The sequence below is a fragment of the Streptomyces sp. ALB3 genome (assembly GCF_044385685.1).
Lineage (GTDB): Bacteria > Actinomycetota > Actinomycetes > Streptomycetales > Streptomycetaceae > Streptomyces.
Genome location: NZ_JBISCE010000044.1, coordinates 214,570 through 236,360 on the forward strand (window position 1 = coordinate 214,570; position 21,791 = coordinate 236,360).

Sequence of the window (21,791 nt, forward strand, 5' to 3'; positions counted from 1 at the left end):
GGACCCGTCCGTGGGTCCGGCACCTGGGCGGCTGCTGGGTGCGCGGGGTCGTTCACGTGCGGCTGGGCGGCGGCTGCGGCTGCGGGCCGCTCCCCGGTCGCGGTGCTTCCGGGGGGTGGAGGACTCGGAGGTTGCGGGACCGGGGGCTCAGGGGCGTTCCAGGATCGCGGTGACACCCTGGCCGCCCGCCGCGCAGACCGAGATCAGGCCCCGGCCGGGCGCGCCCCGCTCGGCGAGGAGTGCGGCCAGGGTCGCCACGATCCGGGCGCCGGTCGCCGCGAAGGGATGTCCGGTGGCGAGGGACGATCCGGCCACGTTCAGCTTCTCCCTGTGGACGGGGGCGAGGCCTTGTTCCTCCCAGGACGCCAGCGTGGCGAGCACCTGGGAGGCGAAGGCCTCGTGGATCTCGAAGAGGTCGAAGTCCCCGACGTCCAGACCGGCCCGCTCCAGCATGCGCGGTACGGCGTACGCGGGTGCCATCAGCAGCCCCTCCTCACCGCTCACGTAGTCCACGGCTGCCGTCTCGTACAGCGACAGGTACGCCAGCGGTTCCAGGCCGTGGCGCTCGGCCCACTCCTCACTCGCCAGCAGCACGGTGGCGGCGCCGTCGGTGAGCGGGGTCGAATTGCCCGCCGTCATCGTCGCGTCGGGGTGACCGGCACCGAACACCGGCTTCAGGGTGGCGAGTTTCTCCACCGTGGAGCCCGGTCGCAGGTTCTGGTCGCGGTCCAGACCGAGGTACGGGACGACGAGGTCGTCCAGGAAACCGCGTTCGTACGCCGCGGCCAGCCGCTGGTGGCTGGTGGCCGCCAGCAGGTCCTGGTCCTCCCGGCTCACCCCCCACTTCCGGGCGGTGACCGCCGCGTGCTCACCCATCGAGAGGCCGGTGCGGGGTTCGGCGTTGCGCGGGATGTCCGGGACGAGGTGACCGGGACGGACCGCGGCCAGCGCCTTGATCCGGGCTCCCGCCGACCTGGCGCGGCGTGCCTCCAGCAGGATCCTGCGCAGCCGGTCGTTCACCCCGAGGGGGGCGTCGCTCGTGGTGTCGGCGCCACCGGCGATCGCCGAGTCGACCGCCCCGAGCGCGATCTTGTTGGCCGCGGCGATGACGGCCTGCAGACCGGTGCCGCACGCCTGCTGGATGTCGTAGGCGGGTGTGCGCGGGTCCAGGGCGGAGCCCAGCACGGCCTCCCGGGCCAGGTTGAAGTCCCGGCTGTGCTTGAGGACCGCGCCGGCGACGAACTCGCCGACCTGACGGCCCCGCAGCCCGAAGCGCTCGACGAGGCCGTCCAGCGCGGCGGTCAGCATGTCCTGGTTCGACGCCCGCGCGTACGGGCCGTCGGAGCGGGCGAACGGGATACGACTGCCACCGATGACCGCGACCCGGCGCGGTCGCGGAAGTGCGAGGGGGATCAACTCGACCAACTCATCTCGACAACTCCTGACCCTTGAGTAACCTTACTCTGGAGTAAATCTACGACCGAGCAGGAGTCCAGACAATGGCCGACCGCTATCTGCACTTCACCGGCACCGCTCCCGGCCGATTCCTGACCCGCAGGCTCGGGCTGCCGCAGCCGGTCCCCCTGCGCCGCTGGACCCTGGAGACCCCGTCCCTCGACGGGCCCCTGCTCCACCTCACCGCGGGCCGCTCCGCCCACTCCGGGACGCTCGGCCCGGTGCTCGCCACGACCGGCCTGGAGGTCACCGGCCAGGCGGCCGGACGCCCGGCCGCCGTCGTCCTCGACGCCACCGGCATCACCACGGCCGCGGGGCTCGCCGACGTACACGCCGCTCTCCACCCCGTCATACGCTCACTCGCGACCGGTGGCCGTGTCGTCGTCGTCGGCACCACTCCCTCCTCCGACGACCACCACCAGGCGGCGGCGCAGCAGGCACTCGAAGGCTTCGTACGCTCACTCGGCAAGGAGATCGGCCGGGGCGCCACCGCGCAGTTGCTGCGGCTCGCACCCGGGGCGGACGCGGCCTCGGCCGAGTCCACCCTCCGCTTCCTCCTGTCCCCCCGTTCCGCCTACGTGAGCGGCCAGGTCATCGAGCTCACCACCGACGCCCCCGGCGCGGTGGCCGACTGGGCGGCACCGCTGTCCGGACGCACCGCGGTCGTCACCGGCGCGGCACGCGGCATCGGCGCGTCCGTCGCCTCCGTCCTCGCCAGGGACGGCGCCCAGGTGATCTGCCTGGACGTCCCGCAGGCCCGGGAGCAGCTCGTACGCACCGCCGACCGCCTCGGCGCCGCCGCCCTGCCCCTCGACATCACCGCGCCCGACGCCGCCGGTCTGATCGCGGAGGCTGTCCCCGACGGCCTCGACATCCTCGTCCACAACGCGGGCATCACCCGGGACCGCCGCCTCGCCAACATGCCGGCCGACCGCTGGGCCTCCGTCATCGACGTCAACCTGGACAGCGTGCTGCGCACCACGGACGCCCTCATCGCGGCGGGCACCGTACGCCGCGGCGGCCGGATCGTCGCCACCGCGTCCATCGCCGGGATCGCGGGCAACAACGGCCAGACCAACTACGCGGCCGGCAAGGCGGGCATCATCGGCCTGGTCCGCTCCCTCGCCCCGCGCGCCGCCGCCGAGCACGGCATCACGGTCAACGCCGTGGCGCCCGGCTTCATCGAGACGAGGATGACGGCCGCCGTCCCGCTCCTCATCCGGGAGGCCGGACGCCGGATGAACTCCCTCTCCCAGGGCGGCCTGCCGGTCGACGTCGCCGAGACCACCGCCTGGCTCGCCCAGCCGGCGTCCGGCGCGGTCAACGGCCAGGTCGTGCGGGTGTGCGGCCAGAGCCTGCTGGGGGCGTGACGCATGACCGGCCTGAGCCTCTCACTCGTGCGTGGAGCCGTCACGTCACCGTTCAAGCGGGCGGGGCGCCCCGGCGCCACGCTCCCGCCGGGCCGCGAGGTGCTCCCGCCCGCCCGGATCGCCCCCGGCCCCCTCGCCGCGTACAGCAGGATCTGCGGCTTCGCCGGAGCGGACCCTGTACCGCTCACCTACCCGCACGTGCTGGGCTTCCCGCCGGCCATGCGGCTGATGACGGGCCTCGGCTTCCCGCTGCCCGTACTCGGCCTGGTCCACACCTGGATCGAGATCACCGCGCACCGGACGCTCCGGCCGGCGGACGAGCTCGGACTCACCGTGTACGCCGGCGAACTGACGCCCCACAGGCGCGGCACCGAGGTCACGATGGTGACGGAGGCGCGGCTCGCGGGCGAGCTCGTCTGGGAATCACGCAGCGGCTACCTGTCCCGGCACGCGACCGGCGCGGCGGCCGGGCCGTCCTCTCCCCCGGACACACCCGCGGAGCTCCCCGCCGTGACCGAGTGGCGACTGCCCGCCGACCTGGGACGACGGTACGGGGCGGCCTCGGGTGACCGGAACCCCATCCATCTCCACCCCCTGACGGCACGCCTCTTCGGCTTCCCCCGGCACATCGCGCACGGCATGTGGACCGTCGCCCGCGCCCTCGCGGAGGCCGGGACAGGCGGCGGAGCGGGTGAGCCGGGCCGGATCCGCTCCGTGCGGGCGGACTTCCGGGCGCCCGTCCTGCTTCCCTCCACCGTCACGTACGCCGCCGAGGGCTCCGCCTTCCAGGTGCGGGGCGGCAGCCGCGTCCACCTCACCGGCAGTGTGTCCCGGGAGGGCTGAGCCCGCTCAGTCCCCCCGGGACTGCCAGCCGCGCCCGTGCATCAGGTTCTCCAGGCCCGCCCACGAGAAGTTCATCAGGGTGGAGGCGGCCTCCCTGGCCGAGACGCCGGGGGTGACGTTCGCCCACCCCGCGAGCGCCTCCGCCGCCCCCACCAGAGCCTGCGCGAGCCCCGCCACGTCCCGGTCGGGCAGGGCGGGATCGCTGTGCGCCTCACGCGCCGCCGCACCGATCAGACCCGTCACGAACGCAACGATCTCCTCCCGCAGCGCCCCCACCTCGCTGACGAACGGCTCCCCGTGCGAGCTCGCCTGCTGGTGCAGCACCGCCCAGCCGTCCGGGTTCTCCGCGGTGTGGGTGAAGAACGCCCGCAGCCCCGACCAGAGTTGCCCGTCAGCCGGAATCCCCGGCTCCACCCCCGCCCGTACCGCTTCCACCAGCGCTTTCGCCTCCCGGCGGATACACGCGGTGAAGAGCTCCTCCTTGGAGTTCAGGTACAGGTAGACCAAGGGCTTGGACACACCGGCCAGTTCCGCGATCTCGTCCATCGAGGCGGCCCGGTAGCCGCGCTGAGCGAACGTCCGCACGGCGGCGTCCATCATCTGCTGCTCACGCACCGCGCGCGGCATCCGTTTGCTCTTCACTGCACTCACGTCAGACATCCCCTCCGCCCCCACTGCGCTACTCCTCGGTAAGAGTACGGCGCGGCCCCGTCAGCCGTCCTCCGGAAGGAAGGCGCCCCGGCCACGGTGGCCGGTAGTCGTCCCCCTACGCCTGCGGTACGGCGCACCTACGACCCAGGTCGCCCTGCGGATCACACCCGGGGCTGACGCCGCCGCCCGGACCGGCCGCCTAGTGTCCACCGCATGACCACCGCACTCCGCAGACGGACCGCTGTCGCGGCCCTCGCCGCCCTCGCCCTGCTGGCCGCCCCCGCCGTCACCGCCCAGGCCTTACCCGCACCCGCCCCGGCCGCGTCCACCGAGGTCCCGGCGGGACTGCCCCGCCCGACCGGCCCGTACGCCGTGGGCGTCGACGTCCTCCACCTCACCGACCACGGCCGCCCCGACCACTGGGTCCCCGGCTCCGGGGACCGCCGGCTGATGGTGTCGGTCCACTACCCCGCCCGGCCCGGCGGGGGGACACGCGCGCCGTACCTGAGCCTGGAGGAAGCCGAGGCGCTCCTCGCGGGCCGCGGGCTGGATGACGACGCCCCCGCCGCGCTCAGCTCTCTCGCCACCCACGCCCGTGTGGACGCGGCCACCGCCCGCGGCCGGTTCCCCCTGGTGCTGCTCTCCCCCGGCTTCGGCAACCCCCGCGCCACCCTGACCTCCCTCGCCGAGGACCTGGCGAGCCGCGGCTACGTCGTGGCGAGCGTCGACCACGCCTACGAGTCCATGGGGTCGGCCTTTCCCGGCGGGCGGATACTCCCGTGCGCGGCCTGCGACGCGGTCGAGGCGGCGCCGGACGACGCGGCCGAACGCGAGGTCCTCGGGGCCGTCTCCACCGGGCGGGCCGCCGACCTCTCCTTCGTGCTCGACCGGCTGACCGGCCCACGTCCCGCCTGGGAACACGCCCGTGCGATCGACCGGCGCAGGGTGGCCGCCGTGGGCCACTCCATCGGCGGCAGCGCCGCCGCGTCCGTGATGCTCGCCGACGCCCGCGTCGACGCCGGGGTCAACATGGACGGCACCTTCTTCGAGCGCATCCCCGCGTCCGGCCTCGGCGAGCGGCCCTTCATGATGCTGGGCACCTCGTCCCACGGCCCCGGGAGCGACGACTCCTGGGACGAGGGCTGGCAGCGGCTGGACGGCTACAGGCGCTGGCTGAGCGTCGAGGGCTCGGGCCACTCAAGCTTCACGGACGTGCCCGTCCTGGAGGACCGGATGGGCGTGGTACTCGACCCCACCGTCACGCTCACGACCGACAGACAGGTCCGGATCACCCGCGACTACGTGAACGCCTTCCTCGACCAGCACCTGCGCGGACGGCACCAGCCCCTGCTGGACGGCCCCACACCCGGTAACCCGGAGGTGGTCTTCCAGCAGCAGTCCTGACCCCGGGAGTACACGTACACGCAGGAGCGCCCCCGGACACCGTGTCCGGGGGCGCTCGCGTACGCACACGAGGGTCAGGCGGTGACGGGAACGCCCTTCACCTCGGCGTCGCGCACCTCGGGCTCGCGCTCGGGCTCGGGCTCGTCGACCGGGGAGGCCGACGCCGAGTTGTACGCGTCGTGGTCGAGGATCTTCTCTCGGGCCGCGACGATCACCGGGACGAGTGCCTGGCCCGCGACGTTCGTGGCGGTGCGCATCATGTCCAGGATCGGGTCGATGGCCAGCAGCAGGCCCACGCCCTCCAGCGGGAGACCCAGGGTCGACAGGGTCAGGGTCAGCATGACCGTGGCACCGGTGAGCCCGGCGGTGGCCGCCGAACCGATCACCGACACGAACGCGATCAGGAGGTAGTCACCGATGCCCAGCTGGACGTCGAAGATCTGCGCGATGAAGATCGCCGCCAGCGCCGGGTAGATCGCGGCGCAGCCGTCCATCTTGGTCGTGGCGCCGAACGGGACGGCGAAGGAGGCGTACTCCTTCGGGACGCCGAGACGCTCGGTGACCTTCTGGGTGACCGGCATCGTGCCGACCGAGGAGCGGGAGACGAACGCCAGCTGGATCGCGGGCCAGGCGCCCTTGAAGAACTGGACCGGGCTGACCTTGGCGACCGTGGCGAGCAGCAGCGGGTAGACGCCGAACATCACCAGGGCGCAGCCGATGTAGACGTCGGCGGTGAAGGTCGCGTACTTGCCGATCAGGTCCCAGCCGTAGTCGGCGATCGCGTAGCCGATGAGGCCGACGGTGCCGATCGGGGCGAGGCGGATGACCCACCACAGGGCCTTCTGGAGGAGCGCCAGGACCGACTCGCTGAGGGCGAGGATCGGCTTGGCCTTCTCACCGAGCTGGAGCGCCGCGATGCCGGCGACGGCGGCCATGAAGACGATCTGCAGGACGTTCAGCTCGGTGAACGGCGTGATCACGTTCTCCGGGATGATGCCGGTGAGGAAGTCCAGCCAGGAACCGGCGTTCTCGGGCTTGGCGCCGTCCTTCGGGGTGAGGCCTGTGCCGGCGCCCGGGTTGGTGACCAGGCCGATCGCGAGGCCGATGGCGACGGCGATCAGCGAGGTGATCATGAACCAGAGCAGCGTGCGGGTGGCGAGCCTGGCAGCGTTGTTGACCTTGCGCAGATTGGTGATCGACACGAGGATCGCGAAGAACACGAGGGGCGCGACGGCCAGCTTCAGCAGCTGGACGAAGATGCCGCCGATCTTGTCGAGGGTGGTGACGAGCCAACCGATGTCCTGGCTGCGGGCGAGCCAGCCGAGCAGGACACCGAGGACCAGACCGGCGACTATCTGCACCCAGAACGGGATGCTGGGCAGGCGGGAGCCGGAACCGGCCGGCTTGCCGGTTCCGGTCTCGGCGGTGGTCGCGGGATTCGCGGACACGGACACACTCCAGATGTGACGCATCGGGACGTACGGGATCGGCCGTACGGTCGTGCGGTCGAACAGGGGGACGGGGGTGCGGCGCCCGCGTCAGGGGCGGCGCCGCTGCATGGTGCCGGTCAGACGTTGCGGCAACAGACCGCGGACATACAGCGGCAGAGATCGACATGCAGGCGCACCACGAGCGGGACGCCCAGGGCGTGGCGGGTACGCGCTGCTGCCTTCATGCCGAATACGTTAACACTGCAACTTTGAGAAGCTCAAAGGTCCGCTTCTTGATCATTTCGTGCGGACCGCTCCGGACACGCCGAAACCCCGGTACGGGAGCGGCTCGCTCCGGTCCGGGGCTTCTTCGGTACGGGTGCTGGTGTGAGGAACCTTACGCGGCTCCTACCGGGTGACGCTGTCCTCGCGGGTGCGGTTCGCCTCGAGCCTGGCCTTGGTCCGGTCGACCGACGAGATGATCTGCTCGGACATCTCGTCGCGCTGCCTGCGCAGCAGGATGAAGCTGAGGGGCGCGGAGAGCAGCAGGCCGAGGAGGATGACCCAGACGACGTTGGAGCCGCCGACACCCGAGGGCAGCACACCGAAGTGGACCGCCACGCCGGCGACGAAGAAGCAGCCGACGAAGATCAACAGGCGCATGGCGGTGTACCGGATCGTTGCGCTCGGCTTTGCAGCGGACACGGCTGGCCTTCTCTCTACGTCCGACGTTCCTGCGGTCGTGCATCAGGGTTCCTGCCCGACCAGTGAAGCATGCCCCGTATGCGATCAGTTCGCAGGGTTGCCCCTGACTCTCAGCGGAAGAGCGGGAGCAGCATGATGACGTCGTCCCGGTAGTCGTCCTCGGCGACCCGGATGGCGTTCGGGATCCGCCCCACCTCCTTGTATCCGCAGGAGGCGTAGAAGCGGTCGGCGCCCGTGCCCCCGCGGCAGGTGAGCCGGATGGCGTCGATGCCCTCGATCCCCAGGGCGGCGTCGGCCGTGGCCGCCATCAGCGCGCGTCCGAAGCCCTTGCCCTGGTGGCGGGGGTGCACCATCACCGTGTAGGCGCCGATCCAGTGCCGCATGAGCCGGTGGGTGTTGTGGGTGAGGAAGGCGGTGGCGGCGACCGTGCCGTCCTCGTCCCGCCCGACGACCAGGTGGGTGCGGCCCTCGGCCACCCCGACGAGGTGCCTGACGAGCTCGGGCCGCACGTCGTCGCCGGTGACGGGCGGCACGAAGCCGACGGCTCCGCCGGCGTTGCTGACGTCGACCCAGAGCGCGGTGATGCCGTCGCGCAGGGCTCGGTCGAATGCGGGATCCACTGCGAACGTAAGTGCCATTACAGCAGGTTAACCATTACAGGAGAGGCCCTTCAACCCGCGTCCGCCACGCGGAAGAGCCCCGGCCGGGGGACGGCCGGCCGGGGCTCTTCGAAGGCGGGGCGCCCGGTGCGCCGGGGCACCGGGCGAACGCGGGGCCTCAGACGCGCATCGGCTGCGGCGTCTCGCGCCGTCCGGCGTCCGGCCCCGGGTACTCGCGCAGGATCTCGTACCGCGTGTTGCGCTCCACGGGCCGGAAGCCCGCGTCACGGATGAGGTCCAGCAGATCCTCACGGCCGAGCTTGTTCGGCGTGCCGTAGTCGTCGGCGTCGTGCGTGATCTTGTACTCGACGACCGATCCGTCCATGTCGTCGGCACCGTGCTGGAGGGCGAGCTGCGCGGTCTGCACGCCGTGCATCACCCAGAACACCTTGACGTGGGGGACGTTGTCGAAGAGCAGCCGCGAGACCGCGAAGGTCTTGAGCGCCTCGGCGCCGGTCGCCATCGACGTCCGCGCCTGAAGGGTGTTACGGACCTTGCCGTCCTTCATGTCCACGAAGTCGTGCTGGTAGCGCAGCGGGATGAAGACCTGGAAGCCGCCGGTCTCGTCCTGCATCTCCCGCAGCCGCAGCACGTGGTCGACACGGTGACGGGGCTCCTCGATGTGCCCGTACAGCATCGTCGCGGGGGTCTTGAGACCCTTCTCGTGCGCGAGGCGGTGGATGCGCGACCAGTCCTCCCAGTGGGTGTTGTGGTCGACGATGTGCTGGCGGACCTCCCAGTCGAAGATCTCCGCGCCGCCGCCGGTCAGCGACTCCAGACCCGCCTCGATCAGCTCGTCGAGGATCTCGGAGGCCGAGAGCCCGGAGATCGTCTCGAAGTGGTGGATCTCCGTCGCCGTGAAGGCCTTGAGCGCCACCTCCGGCAGCGCTTCCTTGAGCGCGCTGAGCGAGCGCGGGTAGTAGCGCCACGGCAGGGTGGGGTGCAGCCCGTTGACGATGTGCAGCTCGGTGAGGTTCTCGCCCTGCATCGCCTTGGCGAGGCGGACGGCCTCCTCGATGCGCATCGTGTACGCGTCCTTCTCACCCGGCTTGCGCTGGAAGGAGCAGTACGCGCACGACGCGGTGCACACGTTGGTCATGTTGAGGTGGCGGTTGACGTTGAAGTGGACGACGTCGCCGTTCTTCCTCGTACGCACCTCGTGGGCCAGCCCGCCGAGCCATGCCAGGTCGTCGGACTCGTAGAGCGCGATCCCGTCCTCGCGGGTCAGCCGCTCGCCGGCCCGGACCTTCTCCTCCAGCTCGCGCTTGAGTCCCGCGTCCACCAGGGCGCCTCCATATCTCCATGCGACAGATCCGGCAGCCCACGGTACTCCCCCGCCTTCCGGGCGGGGCGACCCTGGTCGCCGGTCCGCGTCACTCCTCCTCGGGGAGCTCGCCGACCCGGTTCTCCCACTTGGTGGAGAGCACGACCGTCGTACGGGTCCTGGAGACCCCCTTCGTGCCGCTGAGCCGGCGGATCGTCTTCTCCAGGCCGTCCACGTCGCCCACCCGCACCTTGAGCATGAACGAGTCGTCGCCCGCGATGAACCAGCAGTCCTCGATCTCGGCGAGGTCCTTCAGCCGGTGGGCGACGTCCTCGTGGTCGGCCGCGTCGGACAGGGAGATCCCGATCAGCGCGGTGACCCCGAGTCCCAGCGACGCGGAGTCGACGGTCGCGCGGTAACCGGTGATGACACCGGCGCCTTCCAGCCGGTTGATGCGGTCGGTGACGCTGGGCCCCGAGAGCCCGACCAGCCGTCCCAGCTCGGCGTACGAGGCCCTGCCGTTCTCCCTGAGGGCCTGGATGAGCTGCCTGTCCACCGCGTCCATATGACTGAAGCCTTCCATTGTTCAGCAGTACCGCGAGTTTACGTGTAGAATCTAAGGCGCAACAGGGTCAAGCCCTGTAAATCTTTCTCATCATCCAAGAAACGCTTACGAATCTTCAGGAGTGACCTTCACCGTGTACTCGATCGAGATGGCCTACGCCCGGATGCGCGAGCTGCAGGACCTGGCCAACCGCTCGCGTGCCCACCAGCCCGCCGCCGCCCACCGGGTCGACCGCGCGCGCGGACCGCGCGCGAACAGGAAGAAGCGCTGACCCCACCGGTTCAGCCCCGGGAGGCGCCACCGAGCTCCCCCTCCCACCGGCGGTACAGCTGGTGCGGCACACCCGCCGCGTCCAGCACCCGCCCGGCGACGAAGTCCACCAGGTCCTGGATGTGCGTCGCCCCCGCGTAGAACGCCGGAGAGGCGGGCAGCACCACGGCGCCCGCCTCGTCGAGCGCGACCATCTGCTTCAGCGTCTGTCCGCTCAGCGGCGTCTCCCGCACGGCCACGACCAGCTTCCGCCGCTCCTTGAGCGTCACACTCGCGGCCCGCTGCAACAGGTCCTTCGACAGCCCGAGAGCCACCCCGGCCACGCACGCCGTCGACGCCGGGACGATCAGCATCCCTTTCGCCGGATACGAGCCCGACGACGGTCCCGCCGCCAGATCGCCGGCCGCCCAGTGGCGCACACCGCCGACGTCGGGCCGGAAGGCGTCCGGCTTCCCGTCCGCGCCCCGCGCCAGCCAGCTGCGCAGGTCCTCCTGCCAGTGGGCGTCCCGGAAGGCGATCCCCGTCTCGTCCAGGAGCGTCAGCCGCGAGGCACGGCTGACCACCAGGTCGACACTCTCCCCGGCAGCCAGCAGCCCGCGCAGCACCGACGCCGCAAAGGGCGTGCCCGATGCACCCGACACCCCGACAATCCAAGGCCTGCGCTGCTGCTGACTCATCGAAGTCCCGGCTCTCACACCGCCGAGCCTATCCGGCGCCCCCCTCCAGGAACTGAGCCAGGGGCTCCGCACGTTGCAGCAGACGAGGGAACAGCCATGGACAGGGGGTGACCATGACCGGCACACGCACGAGCACCACCGCACGCGCCGTCACGGCCGGTGCGGTCATGCTCGCCTGGATCGCGCTGCTGTGGCTCCTGGAGGGCGTCGACGTGGCGACCGGCCACTCCCTCGACACCTACGGCGTCAGCCCTCGCGAGCCCGCCGAGCTGGCGGACGTCGTGCCGTCCGCCTTCCTGCACAGCGGCTGGGAGCACGTCGCGTCCAACACCGTCCCGCTGCTCGTCCTCGGCTTCATCGCCGCGCTCGGCGGGATACGCAGGTTCGCCGCCGTGGTCCTCGTGGTGATCGCGACCGCGGGTCTCGGCGTCTGGCTCACGGCGCCGCCGGACACGGTGACGCTCGGTGCGTCCGGTGTGGTCTTCGGCCTCTTCGGCTATCTGCTGGTCCGCGGCTTCGTGGACCGGCGTCCGCTGGACATCGTCCTCGGCGTCGTCATCGCCGCGGTCTACGGCTCCCTGCTCTGGGGCGTGCTGCCGACCGACTCCGGCATCAGCTGGCAGGGGCACCTCTTCGGCCTCATAGGCGGGGTGGCGGCGGCCTTCGTCTTCCGCCGCCACCGCCGTCCGCGGGGGCCCGGGGGCTACGTCACGGTGTGAGGCCCCGCACCAGCAGGTCGAGCAGCGCGCAGGCGAACAGCGCTATCCCGATGAAGCCGTTGACCGAGAAGAAGGCCCGGTTCAGCCGGGACAGGTCGTGCGGGCGCACGACCCGGTGCTCGTACACGAAGGCCACGGCGACGATCACCATGCCGATCCAGTAGAAGATCTCCGCGTCCGTCGCCAGCCCGAACCACACCAGCAGACCGGTCGTGACCACGTGGCAGACGCGGGCCCCCCAGAGCGCGGCCGGGATGCCGAAGCGCGCGGGGAAGGAGAGCACACCGTGGGCCCGGTCGGCCTGCACGTCCTGGCAGGCGAAGATCAGGTCGAAACCACCGATCCAGATGCCGACGGCCAGACCCAGGATGACCGCGTCCCACGACCAGCTCCCGGTCACCGCCAGCCACGCGCCGATCGGCCCCATGGCCTGGGCGAGGCCCAGGATCGCGTGCGGGAAGTTCGTGAACCGCTTGCCGTACGGGTAGACGACCATCGGTACGACGGCGACCGGCGCCAGCGCCAGACAGAGGGGGTTCAGCAGGGCGGCGGCGCCCAGGAAGACGACGAGGGCCACGAGCGCGCCGGTCCACGCGGACCTCACCGTGACCGCGCCGGTCACGAGCTCCCGGCCCTCGGTGCGCGGATTACGGGCGTCGATCTCCCGGTCGATGATCCGGTTGGCTGCCATCGCGAACGTCCGCAGCCCCACCATCGCGACGGTCACGAGCAGCAGGGTGCCCCAGTGGAACGTGCCGTCCAGCTGGAACATCGCGGTCAGAGCGGCGATGTACGCGAAGGGCAGCGCGAAGACCGAGTGCTCGATCATCACCAGCCGCAGGAACGCGCGTGGCTTGCTGCGGGGCTGCGGCACCGCAGCGGCGGAGGCACTCACAGGCCGTACTCCTTCCATCGGCGGTCGACCTTCGCCGCCGTATCAGGGTCGGACTCGACCATCTCCGGCCAGCCGCCGTCCCGCGTGTACCCCTCCTCGGGCAGCTTCCGCGTCGCGTCGATCCCGGCCTTGCCGCCCCAGAACTGCTGGTAGGAAGCATGGTCGAGATGGTCGACCGGGCCCTCGGTGAGCAGCAGGTCACGGGCGTAGTCGGTGTTGCCGAGTGCCCGCCAGGCGACCTCGTGGAGGTCGTGGACGTCGCAGTCGGCGTCCACGACGACGATCAGCTTGGTCAGCGACATCATGTGCGCCCCCCAGATGGCACTCATCACCTTCTGGGCGTGCTTGGGGTACTTCTTGTCGATCGACACGATCGCACAGTTGTGGAAACCGCCCGCCTCCGGCAGGTGGTAGTCCACGATGTCCGGAATGATGATCTTGAGCAGGGGCAGGAAGAACCGCTCGGTGGCCCGCCCCAGCGGACCGTCCTCGGTGGGCGGCCGGCCCACGACGATCGACTGCAGCAGGGGGCGCTTGCGCATCGTCACACAGTCGATCCGCAGAGCGGGGAACGGTTCCTGCGGGGTGTAGAAGCCGGTGTGGTCGCCGAACGGGCCCTCGGGGAGCATCTCGCCGGGCTCCAGCCACCCCTCGATGACGACCTCCGCCTGTGCCGGGACCTGGAGCGGGACGGTCTTGCAGTCGACCATCTCGATCCGCTTGCCCTGCACGAAGCCGGCGAAGAGGTACTCGTCGATGTCCCCGGGCAACGGCGCCGTGGAGGCGTAGGTGACCGCGGGCGGAGCCCCGAAGGCGATGGCGACGGGCAGCTTCTCCCCGCGCCTGGCCGCGACCTGGTAGTGGTTGCGGCTGTCCTTGTGGATCTGCCAGTGCATGCCGATGGTGCGCTTGTCGTGGCGCTGCAGCCGGTAGAGCCCGAGGTTGCGGATCCCCGTCTCGGGGTCCTTGGTGTGCGTGAGGCCCAGGTTGAAGAAGGAGCCGCCGTCCTCGGGCCAGGTGAAGAGCGCGGGCAGCTGGTCGAGGTCCACGTCGTCGCCGGTCAGCACGACCTCCTGGACGGGGGCGCTGTCGGACCTGACCTTCTTCGGCGGCAGGTGGGTCACCGCGCCGAGCTTCCCGAACGCCTCGCGGATCCCGACGAAACCCTGCGGCAGCTCCGGCTTGAGGAGGCCGCCGATCTTGTCGCTGATCTCGGCGTAGGACTTCAGCCCGAGCGCCTTGAGCAGCCGCCGGTCGGTCCCGAAGACGTTCATGGCCAGGGGCATCGACGCCCCCTTGACGTTCTCGAAGAGCAGCGCGGGGCCGCCCGCCTTGTTCACCCGGTCGACGATCTCGCCGACCTCCAGATACGGGTCGACCTCGGCCTTGATGCGCTTGAGATCGCCCTCGCGCTCCAGAGCACGGAGCAGGGAGCGAAGATCGTCGTAAGCCATACGGTCAAGTATCGGACACCCGCTACCCTGGGCCCGTCACCGGGGGCGGTCCGTGCGCCTCCTCACCTCACCTCGGGGGATCTTGCACCATGCTCAGGGCCCTGGTCTTCCTGCTGCCGCTGGCACTGACGATCTACGCGTTCATCGACTGCCTGAACACCCCGGAGGACGAGGTGAAACACCTGCCGAAGGTGGCCTGGGTGTTCATCATCCTGCTCTTCTGGATCGTCGGCCCGGTGGTCTGGCTGGCGGCGGGCAAGGCGCGCCGCGCGCCCGCCGGGGGCCGTACGCCCTCGGAGTGGCGACGCGGGCAGCGCACCACGTGGGTGGCGCCCGACGACAACCCGGACTTCCTGAGGTCGCTGAAGAAGGAGGACGGCGCGAAGGACGAGCCGCTCCTCCAGGACCGCGAGGAGGCTCCGCGCCGCCCCGAGGAGGAGACCGAGCGCCGTGAGGGCGGCGCCGGTCCCGAGGACCCGGCTCCGCCCGCCGGTTCATGAGGCGGGCTGCCGCCCACCGGCGTTCATGAGGACAGCAGGCGCCCGAGCCGGTCGAGGAGCGGCAGCAGGGCGGTGCGCTCCTCGGGGGTGAGGGCCTCCAGGGCGCCGTGCACCACGCGCATCTCGGCGCGGATGCGGTGCGCCAGCTCCGTGCCCTCCGCCGTACGGGAGGCCACCTTGGAGCGGCGGTCGCCGGGCGCCGGGGTGCGTGTCACGAGTCCGCGGGCCTCCATGCGCCCGATGAGACCGGTGGCGTTGGACGCGTCGCACACCAGGTGACTGGCCAGTGCGCTCATGGGCATCGGCTCGTTGAGGGCGATCAGCGCCCTGGCCTGCGAGGTGCTGAGACCGTGGCGGCCGGCGACGGCGGTGAGGTCGTCGTGGTGGCCCCGGACGACGACTGCGAGGGGTTCCAGCAGTTCGTCCGGAGTAGGGACGGCGCGGGGTGCCTGTTCCGTCGTCATGGTCGGCCATCCTTCGATCGGTACGCGCGGTCCGGAGGCCCGGACTCTGTCCGCCACGCACCCGCATTCATTTGACATGCTCAACTTTGACCCGTTACATGGAGGGTATTGCTTGAGCATATCAAGCTTTACTGTCCACGCGTCTCAGTCCCGCGCCTCGTAGGGAGCATCCCCCATGCCCTCCGTACTCTTCGTCCTCACCGGTGCCGACCACTGGACACTCAACGACGGCACCACCCACCCCACCGGCTTCTGGGCCGAGGAACTCGCCGCCCCGCACCGCGTCTTCACGCAGGCCGGCTTCGACATCACCGTCGCCACCCCCGGCGGCGTCGCCCCCACCGTGGACACCGCCAGCCTCGCCGCCGAGGCCAACGGGGGCCAGGAGCAGGCCGACGCGGTCGCCTCGTACCTCGCCTCGATCGACGAGACGCTCCGCATCCCCGCCCGGCTCGAGGACGTCGTGCCGACGTCGTACGACGTCGTCTTCTACCCCGGCGGCCACGGCCCGATGGAGGACCTCGCCGTCAACGAGGTGTCGGGCCGGCTGCTCACCGCCGCCCTGGACGCCGGCAAGCAGGTCGCCGTGCTGTGCCACGCGCCCGCGGCCCTGCTGCCCGCCCGCCGCGAGGACGGCAGCTGGCCGTTCGCCGGTTACCGCATGACCGGCTTCAGCAACACCGAGGAGACCCAGGCCGGCCTCGCGGCCAAGGCGCCCTGGCTCCTGGAGAACCGCCTCGTCGAGCTCGGCGCCGACTACGCCGCCGCCGAGCCGTGGGCGGTGCACACCGTGCACGACCGCAACCTCCACACCGGCCAGAACCCGGCCTCCTCCGAACAACTGGCACGCGAGATCGTGGCGGCCCTGTGAGCGCCGCCGAGACCGTGCGGGAGACCCCGGCCGACGTCGTCGCCCGGCTCCGCGCCACCTTCCGTACCGGCCGCACCAGGGACCTCGCCTGGCGCACCGGCCAGCTGACGCGACTGCGTGCCCTGCTCACCGAGTGCGGCGACGAACTGGCCGAGGCGCTCCGCGCCGACCTCGGCAAGAGCCGCAAGGAGGCCTACCGGACCGAGATCGACTTCACGGTCCGCGAGATCGACCACACCCTGGAGCGCCTGGAGGCGTGGCTGGAGCCCGAGCCCGCCCCCGTACCGGCGGTCCTCGCGGGGGCCACCGCCCACACCGTGCAGGATCCGCTCGGGGTCGTCCTCGTCATCGCTCCGTGGAACTACCCGGTCCAGCTGCTGCTCGCACCCGTCGTGGGCGCCCTGGCCGCCGGCAACGCGGTCGTCGCCAAGCCCAGTGAGCTGGCCCCCGCGACGTCGGCCGCCGTGGCCCGGCTGCTGCCGCGGTATCTGGACACCGACGCCGTCGCCGTGGTGGAGGGGGCGGTCCCCGAGACCACCGCACTGCTCGCCGAGCGCTTCGACCACGTCTTCTACACCGGCAACGGCACGGTAGGCCGGATCGTGATGGCCGCCGCGGCCAAGCACCTGACCCCGGTGACGCTCGAACTGGGCGGGAAGTCACCCGCGTTCGTGGACCGGGGCACGGACCTCAGGACGGTGGCCGCCCGGCTGGTCTCCGGCAAGTTCCTCAACGCCGGCCAGACGTGTGTCGCCCCCGACTACGTCCTGACCGACCCGGAGACCGCGCCGGCCCTGGAGGAGGCCCTCGCGGCGGCGGTCGAGGGGCGGTTCGGGCAGGACCCGTCCACCAGCCCGGAGTACGGCAGGATCGTGAACGAGCGCCACTTCGACCGGCTGGTGGGCCTCCTGGACTCCGGACGGACGGTGACGGGCGGCGCCCACGACCGGCGTGAGAAGTACATCGCTCCGACGGTACTGGCCGATGTCGCCCCGGACTCGCCCGTGATGCGGGAGGAGATCTTCGGGCCCGTCCTGCCGGTCGTCACCGTCGACGGGCTCGACGAGGCCATCGGTTTCATCAACGACCGGGACAAGCCGCTGGCGCTGTACGCGTTCACCCACGACTCCTCGGTACGGGAGCGGCTGCTGACCGAGACCTCGTCCGGCGGCGTCGGCATCGGCCTGCCGCTCGCCCATCTGACGGTGTCGGACCTGCCGTTCGGCGGGGTCGGCGAGAGCGGCATGGGCAACTACCACGGCCGGTACTCGCTGGAGACGTTCAGCCACCGCAAGGCCGTCCTGGACACCCCGCTGGGCTGACGGCCCCCATGCCGCGAGGGCGCGACCGCACCGAAGCGGTCGCGCCCTCGCGGCTGTGCCGGTCAGACTCCGGCGTAGGAGTGCTTGCCGGTGACGAAGATGTTCACGCCGTAGTAGTTGAAGAGCCAGCAGCCGAAGGCGATCAGAGCCAGATAGGCCGCCTTGCGGCCCTTCCAGCCTGCCGTGGCACGGGCGTGCAGGTAACAGGCGTACGCGACCCAGGTGATGAAGGACCAGACCTCCTTGGGGTCCCAGCCCCAGTAGCGGCCCCAGGCGTCGCCCGCCCAGATCGCGCCCGCGATGATCGTGAACGTCCACAGCGGGAACACGGCGGCGTTGATCCGGTACGAGAAGGTGTCCAGGGTCTTCGCGGCGGGCAGCCGCTCCAGGACGGAGGTCGCGAACCTGCCGGGCGTGCCGCCGTTGGCCAGCTTGTTCTCGTAGCTGTCGCGGAACAGGTAGAGCAGTGTGCCCACGGCGCCGAGGTAGAAGACCGCGCCGCAGATGATGGCGGTGGAGACGTGGATCCACAGCCAGTAGGAGTGCAGCGCCGGAACCAGCTGGTCGCTGTCGGTGTAGAGCGTGGTGGTCGCGATACCGAGGTCCAGCAGGACCGTGGTGACCAGCATCAGGCCGATCCAGCGGACGTTCTTCCGCAGCGCCAGGAGGACCAGGTAGGCGCCGACCGCCACCGTGGAGAAGGTGATCGAGAACTCGTACATGTTGCCCCAGGGGGCCCGCTGCACCGACAGGGCGCGGGCGAGGACCCCGCCCGCCTGGACGGCGAAGGCGACGACGGTCAGGGAGACCGCGATCCGGCCCCACAGGTCGCCCTTGAAGGTCCCGCCCGCCGCTCCGGGCCCGTCCGGGACGTCACGGGTACCCGCGGCGGAGCGCGTGACGACCTCGGGGCGCTCCAGCACGGCGGTGCCGCCCTGCTGCGCGACCCGCACCGGCGCGGCGGAACCGCCGGCGGCCGAGTCCTTCTTCAGCGCGGCGGCCGTCCGGCCGACCTTGCTGCGGCTGCCGAACACCCACTCCGCGATGTGCGCGAAGAAGGCCAGGGTGTAGACGGCCATCGAGGAGTAGATCAGCGTGTTGCTGATGTTCGCCAGATTCTCGTTGGTTGCGGCGGCGAGATTCACTTCCCAGCCCCTTCGGCAGGTTCTTCGGCAGGTTGTCCGGGCTCGGAGCCGGGTGCGGTCGGCGTCATGGTGTGCAGCGCGGCGGCCAGGTCACCGAGCTCCTCGGGCAGCTTCGCGGACTCGCTGCGGCCCAGGCCGGCCATCTCGACGACGGTGACCCCGTCCGGCCCCTTCACCGCGCGCACCCACACCCGGCGGCGCTGGATGAAGAGCGACCCGGCGAGTCCGGCGATGGCGGCGACGGCGCCGGTGAGCGCCCAGCCGCTGGCGGGCTGGCGGGTGATCTGGAAACTGGCCCACTCCTCGACGCCCTCGAAGGTGATCGAGCCGGCGCCGTCGGGGAGCTGCATGGTCTCGCCGGGGCGCAGCCGCTTCTTGAGCTGGTCGCCGTTGCTGTCCTCGAACCGCTTCATCTGGGACGTGTCGAGCTGGTACACGTTCTGCGGCAGTCCGGAGTCGACGCCCAGGCTGCCGTAGTAGCCGTTGAGCGCGAGGACCGGGTAGTCGAGGCCGGGGTACTGCGAGAACATCGTGCCCTTGCCGTCGCCCGCGAACGTCGGCACGAAGAAGGCCTGGAAGCCCAGCTGCTCCTTCTGGCCGTTCTTGTCCTTGTAGCCGTCCATCACCTTGATCGCACCGGTCGAGGTGACGTTGTTGTCGATGGGCAGCAGGGGTACGGAGGACCTGTAGACCTCCTTGCCCCTGCCGTCCTTGACCGAGATGACCGGGGCGTAGCCGTGCGCGTTGAGGTAGACCTTCGTGCCGTCGACGACGAGCGGCTTGTTGACCTCGATGACCTTCTTCTTCGTCTCCCCGTGGGCTCCCTCGGCGTACGTCACCCGTGCCTCGTAGGTCCGGGGCGTCCCGCGCTGGGGGCCGCTGCGCTCGTACGTCCCGACGAAGTCCTGCAGGTCGAAGCTGAAGGGGGCGAGGTCGTCGTTGTCGAAGAGCGAGCCCGACTTGAAGTCGTCGTACTGGGTGATCGTGTTGGCGAAACCGTCGCCCTCGACGACGAGCTTGCCGCCCTCGGACTTGAAGAGCTGCCCGCCGGCGAACGCGACCAGCATGACGATCAGCGCGATGTGGAACAGCAGGTTCCCGGTCTCGCGCAGATAGCCCTTCTCGGCGGACACCGCGTCGTCCACGACGTGCGAGCGGAAGCGCCGCTTGCGCAGGATCCCGAGGGCGGCCTCGCGGACCTGCTCGGGACCGGCGTCCGTGCGCCATGTGGTGTACGCGGGCAGGCGGGTCAGCCTCTTCGGGGCGCCGGGCGGCCGGGCGCGCAGCTGGCCGATGAACTGGCCCGTGCGCGGGACGATGCAGCCGATCAGCGAGACGAACAGCAGGATGTAGATCGCGGAGAACCACACCGAGCTGTAGACGTCGAAGAACTGCAGCTTCTCGTAGAGCGGGGTGACGGTGGTGTGGGCCTCCTTGAAGGTCTGCACCTTCAGCTCGTCCACACTGTTCTGCGGGATCAGCGAGCCCGGGATGGCACCGAGCGACAGCAGGAAGAGCAGGATCAGCGCGACCCGCATCGAGGTGAGCTGCCGCCAGAACCAGCGGGCCCAGCCGATGACGCCCATCGCCGGTACGGAGGTGGCGGACTCCTCGCGCGGGGCGGTGGAGAGCTGTTCCCCGGCCTGGCCGAGGTCGCGCTCGTCCGTGGTGTTCGTGTTGCTCATGAAAACTCAGATCCCCACAGTGAAGCCGTCGGACCAGACTCGCATCTCCTGCATGAGCATGTCCCAGGCGCCCGTCAGCAGGAGTATCCCGGTCACGATCATCATGCCGCCGCCGATCCGCATGACCCAGGCGTAGTGGCGCTTGACCCAGCCGAACGCGCCCAGCGCCCTGCGGAAGGCGACCGCCGCCAGGACGAAGGGGATGCCGAGTCCGAGACAGTACGCCACGGACAGCACCGCTCCCCGGCCGGCGGTCCCCTGGTCCACCGCGAGCATGCTGACGGCGGAGAGGGTGGGGCCGAGGCAGGGCGTCCAGCCGATGCCGAAGAGCGCGCCCAGCAGCGGCGCTCCGGCCAGCCCGGTCACCGGCCGCTTGTGGATGCGGAACTCGCGCTGCGTCATCCAGGGCATCAGCCCCATGAAGAAGACGCCCATCAGGATCATCAGCACGCCGAGGACCTTGGACAGGACCCCGCTGTAGTCCTGGAGGGTCTGGCCGAAGTAGCCGAACAGCGCGCCGCCGGACACGAAGACGGCGGTGAAACCGAGCACGAAGAGGGAGGCGCCCGTCACGGTCCTGCCCCGCCGGCCCTGGGCGAGGTCGGTGCCGCTGACTCCGGTGACGTAGCTCAGGTATCCGGGGACGAGCGGCAGGACGCACGGCGAGAAGAACGACACCAGGCCGCCGAGCAGGGCGATGGGCAGAGCCACCAGGAGGGCGCCGTTGAAGACGGTGTCGTTGAAACCGGATGCCGCGGCCAGTCGGAGCACGGCGTCACTTCTCCGCGATCAGCGGGTCGATCATCTTGCGCAGCTTCTCCGCGTCGAGGGCGGCGAGGGTACGGGCGGCGATCCTGCCGTCCCGGTCGACGACCACGGTCGACGGGATGGCCTGCGGGGCCAGCGTGCCCTTCGGGAAGCGCAGGAGCAGCTTCCCGGTCGGGTCGTAGATGCTCGGGTAGGTGACCCCGAAGTCCTCCTCGAAGCTGACCGCGAGGGACTTCTGGGGATCCCGGGTGTTGATCCCGACGAACTGGACGCCCTGGTCCTCGGTCTCCTGCGCCACCTTCTGGAAGTGCTTGGCCTCGGCGCGGCAGGGGCCGCACCAGGATCCCCAGAAGTTCAGGACGACGATCTTCCCCTTGTAGTCGGCGACGTCGAGCGCCTCGCCGTCCAGGGTCGTGCCGTCGAGCTTCGGCGCGTCCGTGCGGTCGCCCTTGGCCACGGTGGAGATGCCACCGCTGCCGGTCACGAAGTTCGTGTTGCCGCCGCCACCCGCCTTGGTGCCGTCCCCACCGCACGCGGACAGGGTCAGGACACCGGCCACGGCTGTGGCGGCGAGCAGGGTGAAGCGGCGTCGGGATGCGCGGCCAGAGCTCATGTGAAAAGTTTCGCATGGCAGATCCGGGGATCTTGGGCACCCCCCTCGGTGCCCGTAAAGCC

At 70.8% G+C, this 21,791-nt stretch carries 23 protein-coding genes; 8 read left to right on the top strand and 15 right to left on the bottom strand.

The window, feature by feature from the left end; translation table 11 throughout:
- Nucleotides 1-147 precede the first annotated feature (147 nt).
- Nucleotides 148-1,425, bottom strand: a complete 1,278-nt coding sequence (locus ACHFIV_RS29500; protein WP_398975376.1) for an acetyl-CoA C-acetyltransferase — start codon at nt 1,423-1,425, stop codon at nt 148-150.
- A gap of 74 nt (nt 1,426-1,499) precedes the next feature.
- Between ACHFIV_RS29500 and ACHFIV_RS29505 the strand changes: the two genes are divergently transcribed.
- Nucleotides 1,500-2,825, top strand: a complete 1,326-nt coding sequence (locus ACHFIV_RS29505) for a 3-oxoacyl-ACP reductase (RefSeq protein ID WP_398975378.1) — start codon at nt 1,500-1,502, stop codon at nt 2,823-2,825.
- 3 nt (nt 2,826-2,828) lie between these two features.
- Nucleotides 2,829-3,668 carry a MaoC family dehydratase gene (locus ACHFIV_RS29510; RefSeq protein ID WP_398975380.1) on the top strand — a complete coding sequence of 280 codons (840 nt, stop codon included), beginning with the start codon at nt 2,829-2,831 and terminating at the stop codon, nt 3,666-3,668.
- A 6-nt stretch (nt 3,669-3,674) separates the two neighbouring features.
- Here the strand turns inward: ACHFIV_RS29510 and ACHFIV_RS29515 are convergent, their stop codons facing one another.
- The gene (locus tag ACHFIV_RS29515; RefSeq protein WP_398975382.1) at nt 3,675-4,319 is read right to left on the bottom strand and encodes a TetR/AcrR family transcriptional regulator; all 645 of its coding nucleotides are present in this window, start codon (nt 4,317-4,319) and stop codon (nt 3,675-3,677) included.
- Between the two features lie 213 nt (nt 4,320-4,532).
- On the opposite strand from ACHFIV_RS29515, the gene ACHFIV_RS29520 reads away from it, so the two are divergent.
- Nucleotides 4,533-5,723: an alpha/beta hydrolase family protein gene (locus ACHFIV_RS29520; RefSeq protein ID WP_398975384.1), complete on the top strand. Its 1,191-nt coding sequence runs from the start codon at nt 4,533-4,535 to the stop codon at nt 5,721-5,723.
- A 74-nt stretch (nt 5,724-5,797) separates the two neighbouring features.
- On the opposite strand, the gene ACHFIV_RS29525 is transcribed toward ACHFIV_RS29520, so the two are convergent.
- The 5 genes from ACHFIV_RS29525 to ACHFIV_RS29545 all read right to left on the bottom strand — a co-directional run bounded on the left by ACHFIV_RS29525 (nt 5,798) and on the right by ACHFIV_RS29545 (nt 10,346).
- On the bottom strand, nt 5,798-7,171 hold the full coding sequence (locus ACHFIV_RS29525) for a dicarboxylate/amino acid:cation symporter (protein ID WP_398975385.1): 1,374 nt from the start codon (nt 7,169-7,171) through the stop codon (nt 5,798-5,800).
- Nucleotides 7,172-7,561: 390 nt separating this feature from the next.
- Nucleotides 7,562-7,858 carry a DUF4229 domain-containing protein gene (locus tag ACHFIV_RS29530; RefSeq protein ID WP_398975387.1) on the bottom strand — a complete coding sequence of 99 codons (297 nt, stop codon included), beginning with the start codon at nt 7,856-7,858 and terminating at the stop codon, nt 7,562-7,564.
- A 110-nt stretch (nt 7,859-7,968) separates the two neighbouring features.
- Nucleotides 7,969-8,496: a GNAT family N-acetyltransferase gene (locus ACHFIV_RS29535; RefSeq protein WP_398975389.1), complete on the bottom strand. Its 528-nt coding sequence runs from the start codon at nt 8,494-8,496 to the stop codon at nt 7,969-7,971.
- A gap of 139 nt (nt 8,497-8,635) precedes the next feature.
- Nucleotides 8,636-9,799 carry an aminofutalosine synthase MqnE gene (mqnE, locus tag ACHFIV_RS29540; RefSeq protein ID WP_031098411.1) on the bottom strand — a complete coding sequence of 388 codons (1,164 nt, stop codon included), beginning with the start codon at nt 9,797-9,799 and terminating at the stop codon, nt 8,636-8,638.
- 91 nt (nt 9,800-9,890) lie between these two features.
- Nucleotides 9,891-10,346, bottom strand: a complete 456-nt coding sequence (locus ACHFIV_RS29545) for an Lrp/AsnC family transcriptional regulator (RefSeq protein ID WP_398975392.1) — start codon at nt 10,344-10,346, stop codon at nt 9,891-9,893.
- A 121-nt stretch (nt 10,347-10,467) separates the two neighbouring features.
- Here ACHFIV_RS29545 and ACHFIV_RS29550 point away from each other — a divergent pair, with 121 nt between their 5' ends.
- Nucleotides 10,468-10,617: a hypothetical protein gene (locus ACHFIV_RS29550; RefSeq protein WP_398975394.1), complete on the top strand. Its 150-nt coding sequence runs from the start codon at nt 10,468-10,470 to the stop codon at nt 10,615-10,617.
- Nucleotides 10,618-10,627: 10 nt separating this feature from the next.
- Here ACHFIV_RS29550 and ACHFIV_RS29555 read toward each other — a convergent pair whose 3' ends face one another.
- A complete protein-coding gene (locus ACHFIV_RS29555) occupies nt 10,628-11,293 on the bottom strand; it encodes a UbiX family flavin prenyltransferase (RefSeq protein WP_398975530.1) in 666 nt (221 codons plus the stop codon).
- Between the two features lie 113 nt (nt 11,294-11,406).
- Here ACHFIV_RS29555 and ACHFIV_RS29560 point away from each other — a divergent pair, with 113 nt between their 5' ends.
- Nucleotides 11,407-12,012 (top strand): rhomboid family intramembrane serine protease, encoded by a 606-nt coding sequence (locus ACHFIV_RS29560; protein WP_398975396.1) that lies wholly within the window; start codon nt 11,407-11,409, stop codon nt 12,010-12,012.
- Here the strand turns inward: ACHFIV_RS29560 and mqnP are convergent.
- Nucleotides 12,002-12,907, bottom strand: a complete 906-nt coding sequence (gene mqnP, locus ACHFIV_RS29565) for a menaquinone biosynthesis prenyltransferase MqnP (protein WP_398975398.1) — start codon at nt 12,905-12,907, stop codon at nt 12,002-12,004. The genes ACHFIV_RS29560 and mqnP overlap by 11 nt on opposite strands.
- Nucleotides 12,904-14,361, bottom strand: a complete 1,458-nt coding sequence (locus ACHFIV_RS29570; RefSeq protein WP_398975400.1) for a menaquinone biosynthesis decarboxylase — start codon at nt 14,359-14,361, stop codon at nt 12,904-12,906. Before ACHFIV_RS29570 ends, mqnP begins: the two co-directional genes overlap by 4 nt.
- Before the next feature lie 89 nt (nt 14,362-14,450).
- Here ACHFIV_RS29570 and ACHFIV_RS29575 point away from each other — a divergent pair, with 89 nt between their 5' ends.
- Nucleotides 14,451-14,861 (top strand): PLD nuclease N-terminal domain-containing protein, encoded by a 411-nt coding sequence (locus tag ACHFIV_RS29575; protein WP_398975402.1) that lies wholly within the window; start codon nt 14,451-14,453, stop codon nt 14,859-14,861.
- A 23-nt stretch (nt 14,862-14,884) separates the two neighbouring features.
- Here the strand turns inward: ACHFIV_RS29575 and ACHFIV_RS29580 are convergent, their stop codons facing one another.
- Nucleotides 14,885-15,325, bottom strand: a complete 441-nt coding sequence (locus tag ACHFIV_RS29580; RefSeq protein WP_398975404.1) for a MarR family winged helix-turn-helix transcriptional regulator — start codon at nt 15,323-15,325, stop codon at nt 14,885-14,887.
- Between the two features lie 175 nt (nt 15,326-15,500).
- Between ACHFIV_RS29580 and ACHFIV_RS29585 the strand changes: the two genes are divergently transcribed.
- The gene (locus ACHFIV_RS29585; RefSeq protein ID WP_398975407.1) at nt 15,501-16,196 is read left to right on the top strand and encodes a type 1 glutamine amidotransferase domain-containing protein; all 696 of its coding nucleotides are present in this window, start codon (nt 15,501-15,503) and stop codon (nt 16,194-16,196) included.
- Nucleotides 16,193-17,518: an aldehyde dehydrogenase family protein gene (locus ACHFIV_RS29590; protein ID WP_398975408.1), complete on the top strand. Its 1,326-nt coding sequence runs from the start codon at nt 16,193-16,195 to the stop codon at nt 17,516-17,518. The genes ACHFIV_RS29585 and ACHFIV_RS29590 overlap by 4 nt, the downstream gene beginning before the upstream one ends.
- A gap of 62 nt (nt 17,519-17,580) precedes the next feature.
- Here ACHFIV_RS29590 and ccsB read toward each other — a convergent pair whose 3' ends face one another.
- Genes ccsB through ACHFIV_RS29610 form a run of 4 tightly spaced genes read right to left on the bottom strand, consistent with a single transcriptional unit; the run spans nt 17,581 to nt 21,729 of the window.
- Complete coding sequence (gene ccsB / locus ACHFIV_RS29595; RefSeq protein WP_398975411.1) at nt 17,581-18,663, bottom strand: c-type cytochrome biogenesis protein CcsB; 1,083 nt, start codon at nt 18,661-18,663, stop codon at nt 17,581-17,583.
- The gene (gene resB, locus ACHFIV_RS29600; protein WP_398975413.1) at nt 18,660-20,348 is read right to left on the bottom strand and encodes a cytochrome c biogenesis protein ResB; all 1,689 of its coding nucleotides are present in this window, start codon (nt 20,346-20,348) and stop codon (nt 18,660-18,662) included. Before resB ends, ccsB begins: the two co-directional genes overlap by 4 nt.
- Nucleotides 20,349-20,354: 6 nt before the next feature.
- Nucleotides 20,355-21,119: a cytochrome c biogenesis CcdA family protein gene (locus tag ACHFIV_RS29605; protein WP_398975415.1), complete on the bottom strand. Its 765-nt coding sequence runs from the start codon at nt 21,117-21,119 to the stop codon at nt 20,355-20,357.
- 4 nt (nt 21,120-21,123) lie between these two features.
- Nucleotides 21,124-21,729, bottom strand: a complete 606-nt coding sequence (locus ACHFIV_RS29610) for a TlpA family protein disulfide reductase (RefSeq protein ID WP_398975418.1) — start codon at nt 21,727-21,729, stop codon at nt 21,124-21,126.
- Nucleotides 21,730-21,791 lie beyond the last annotated feature (62 nt).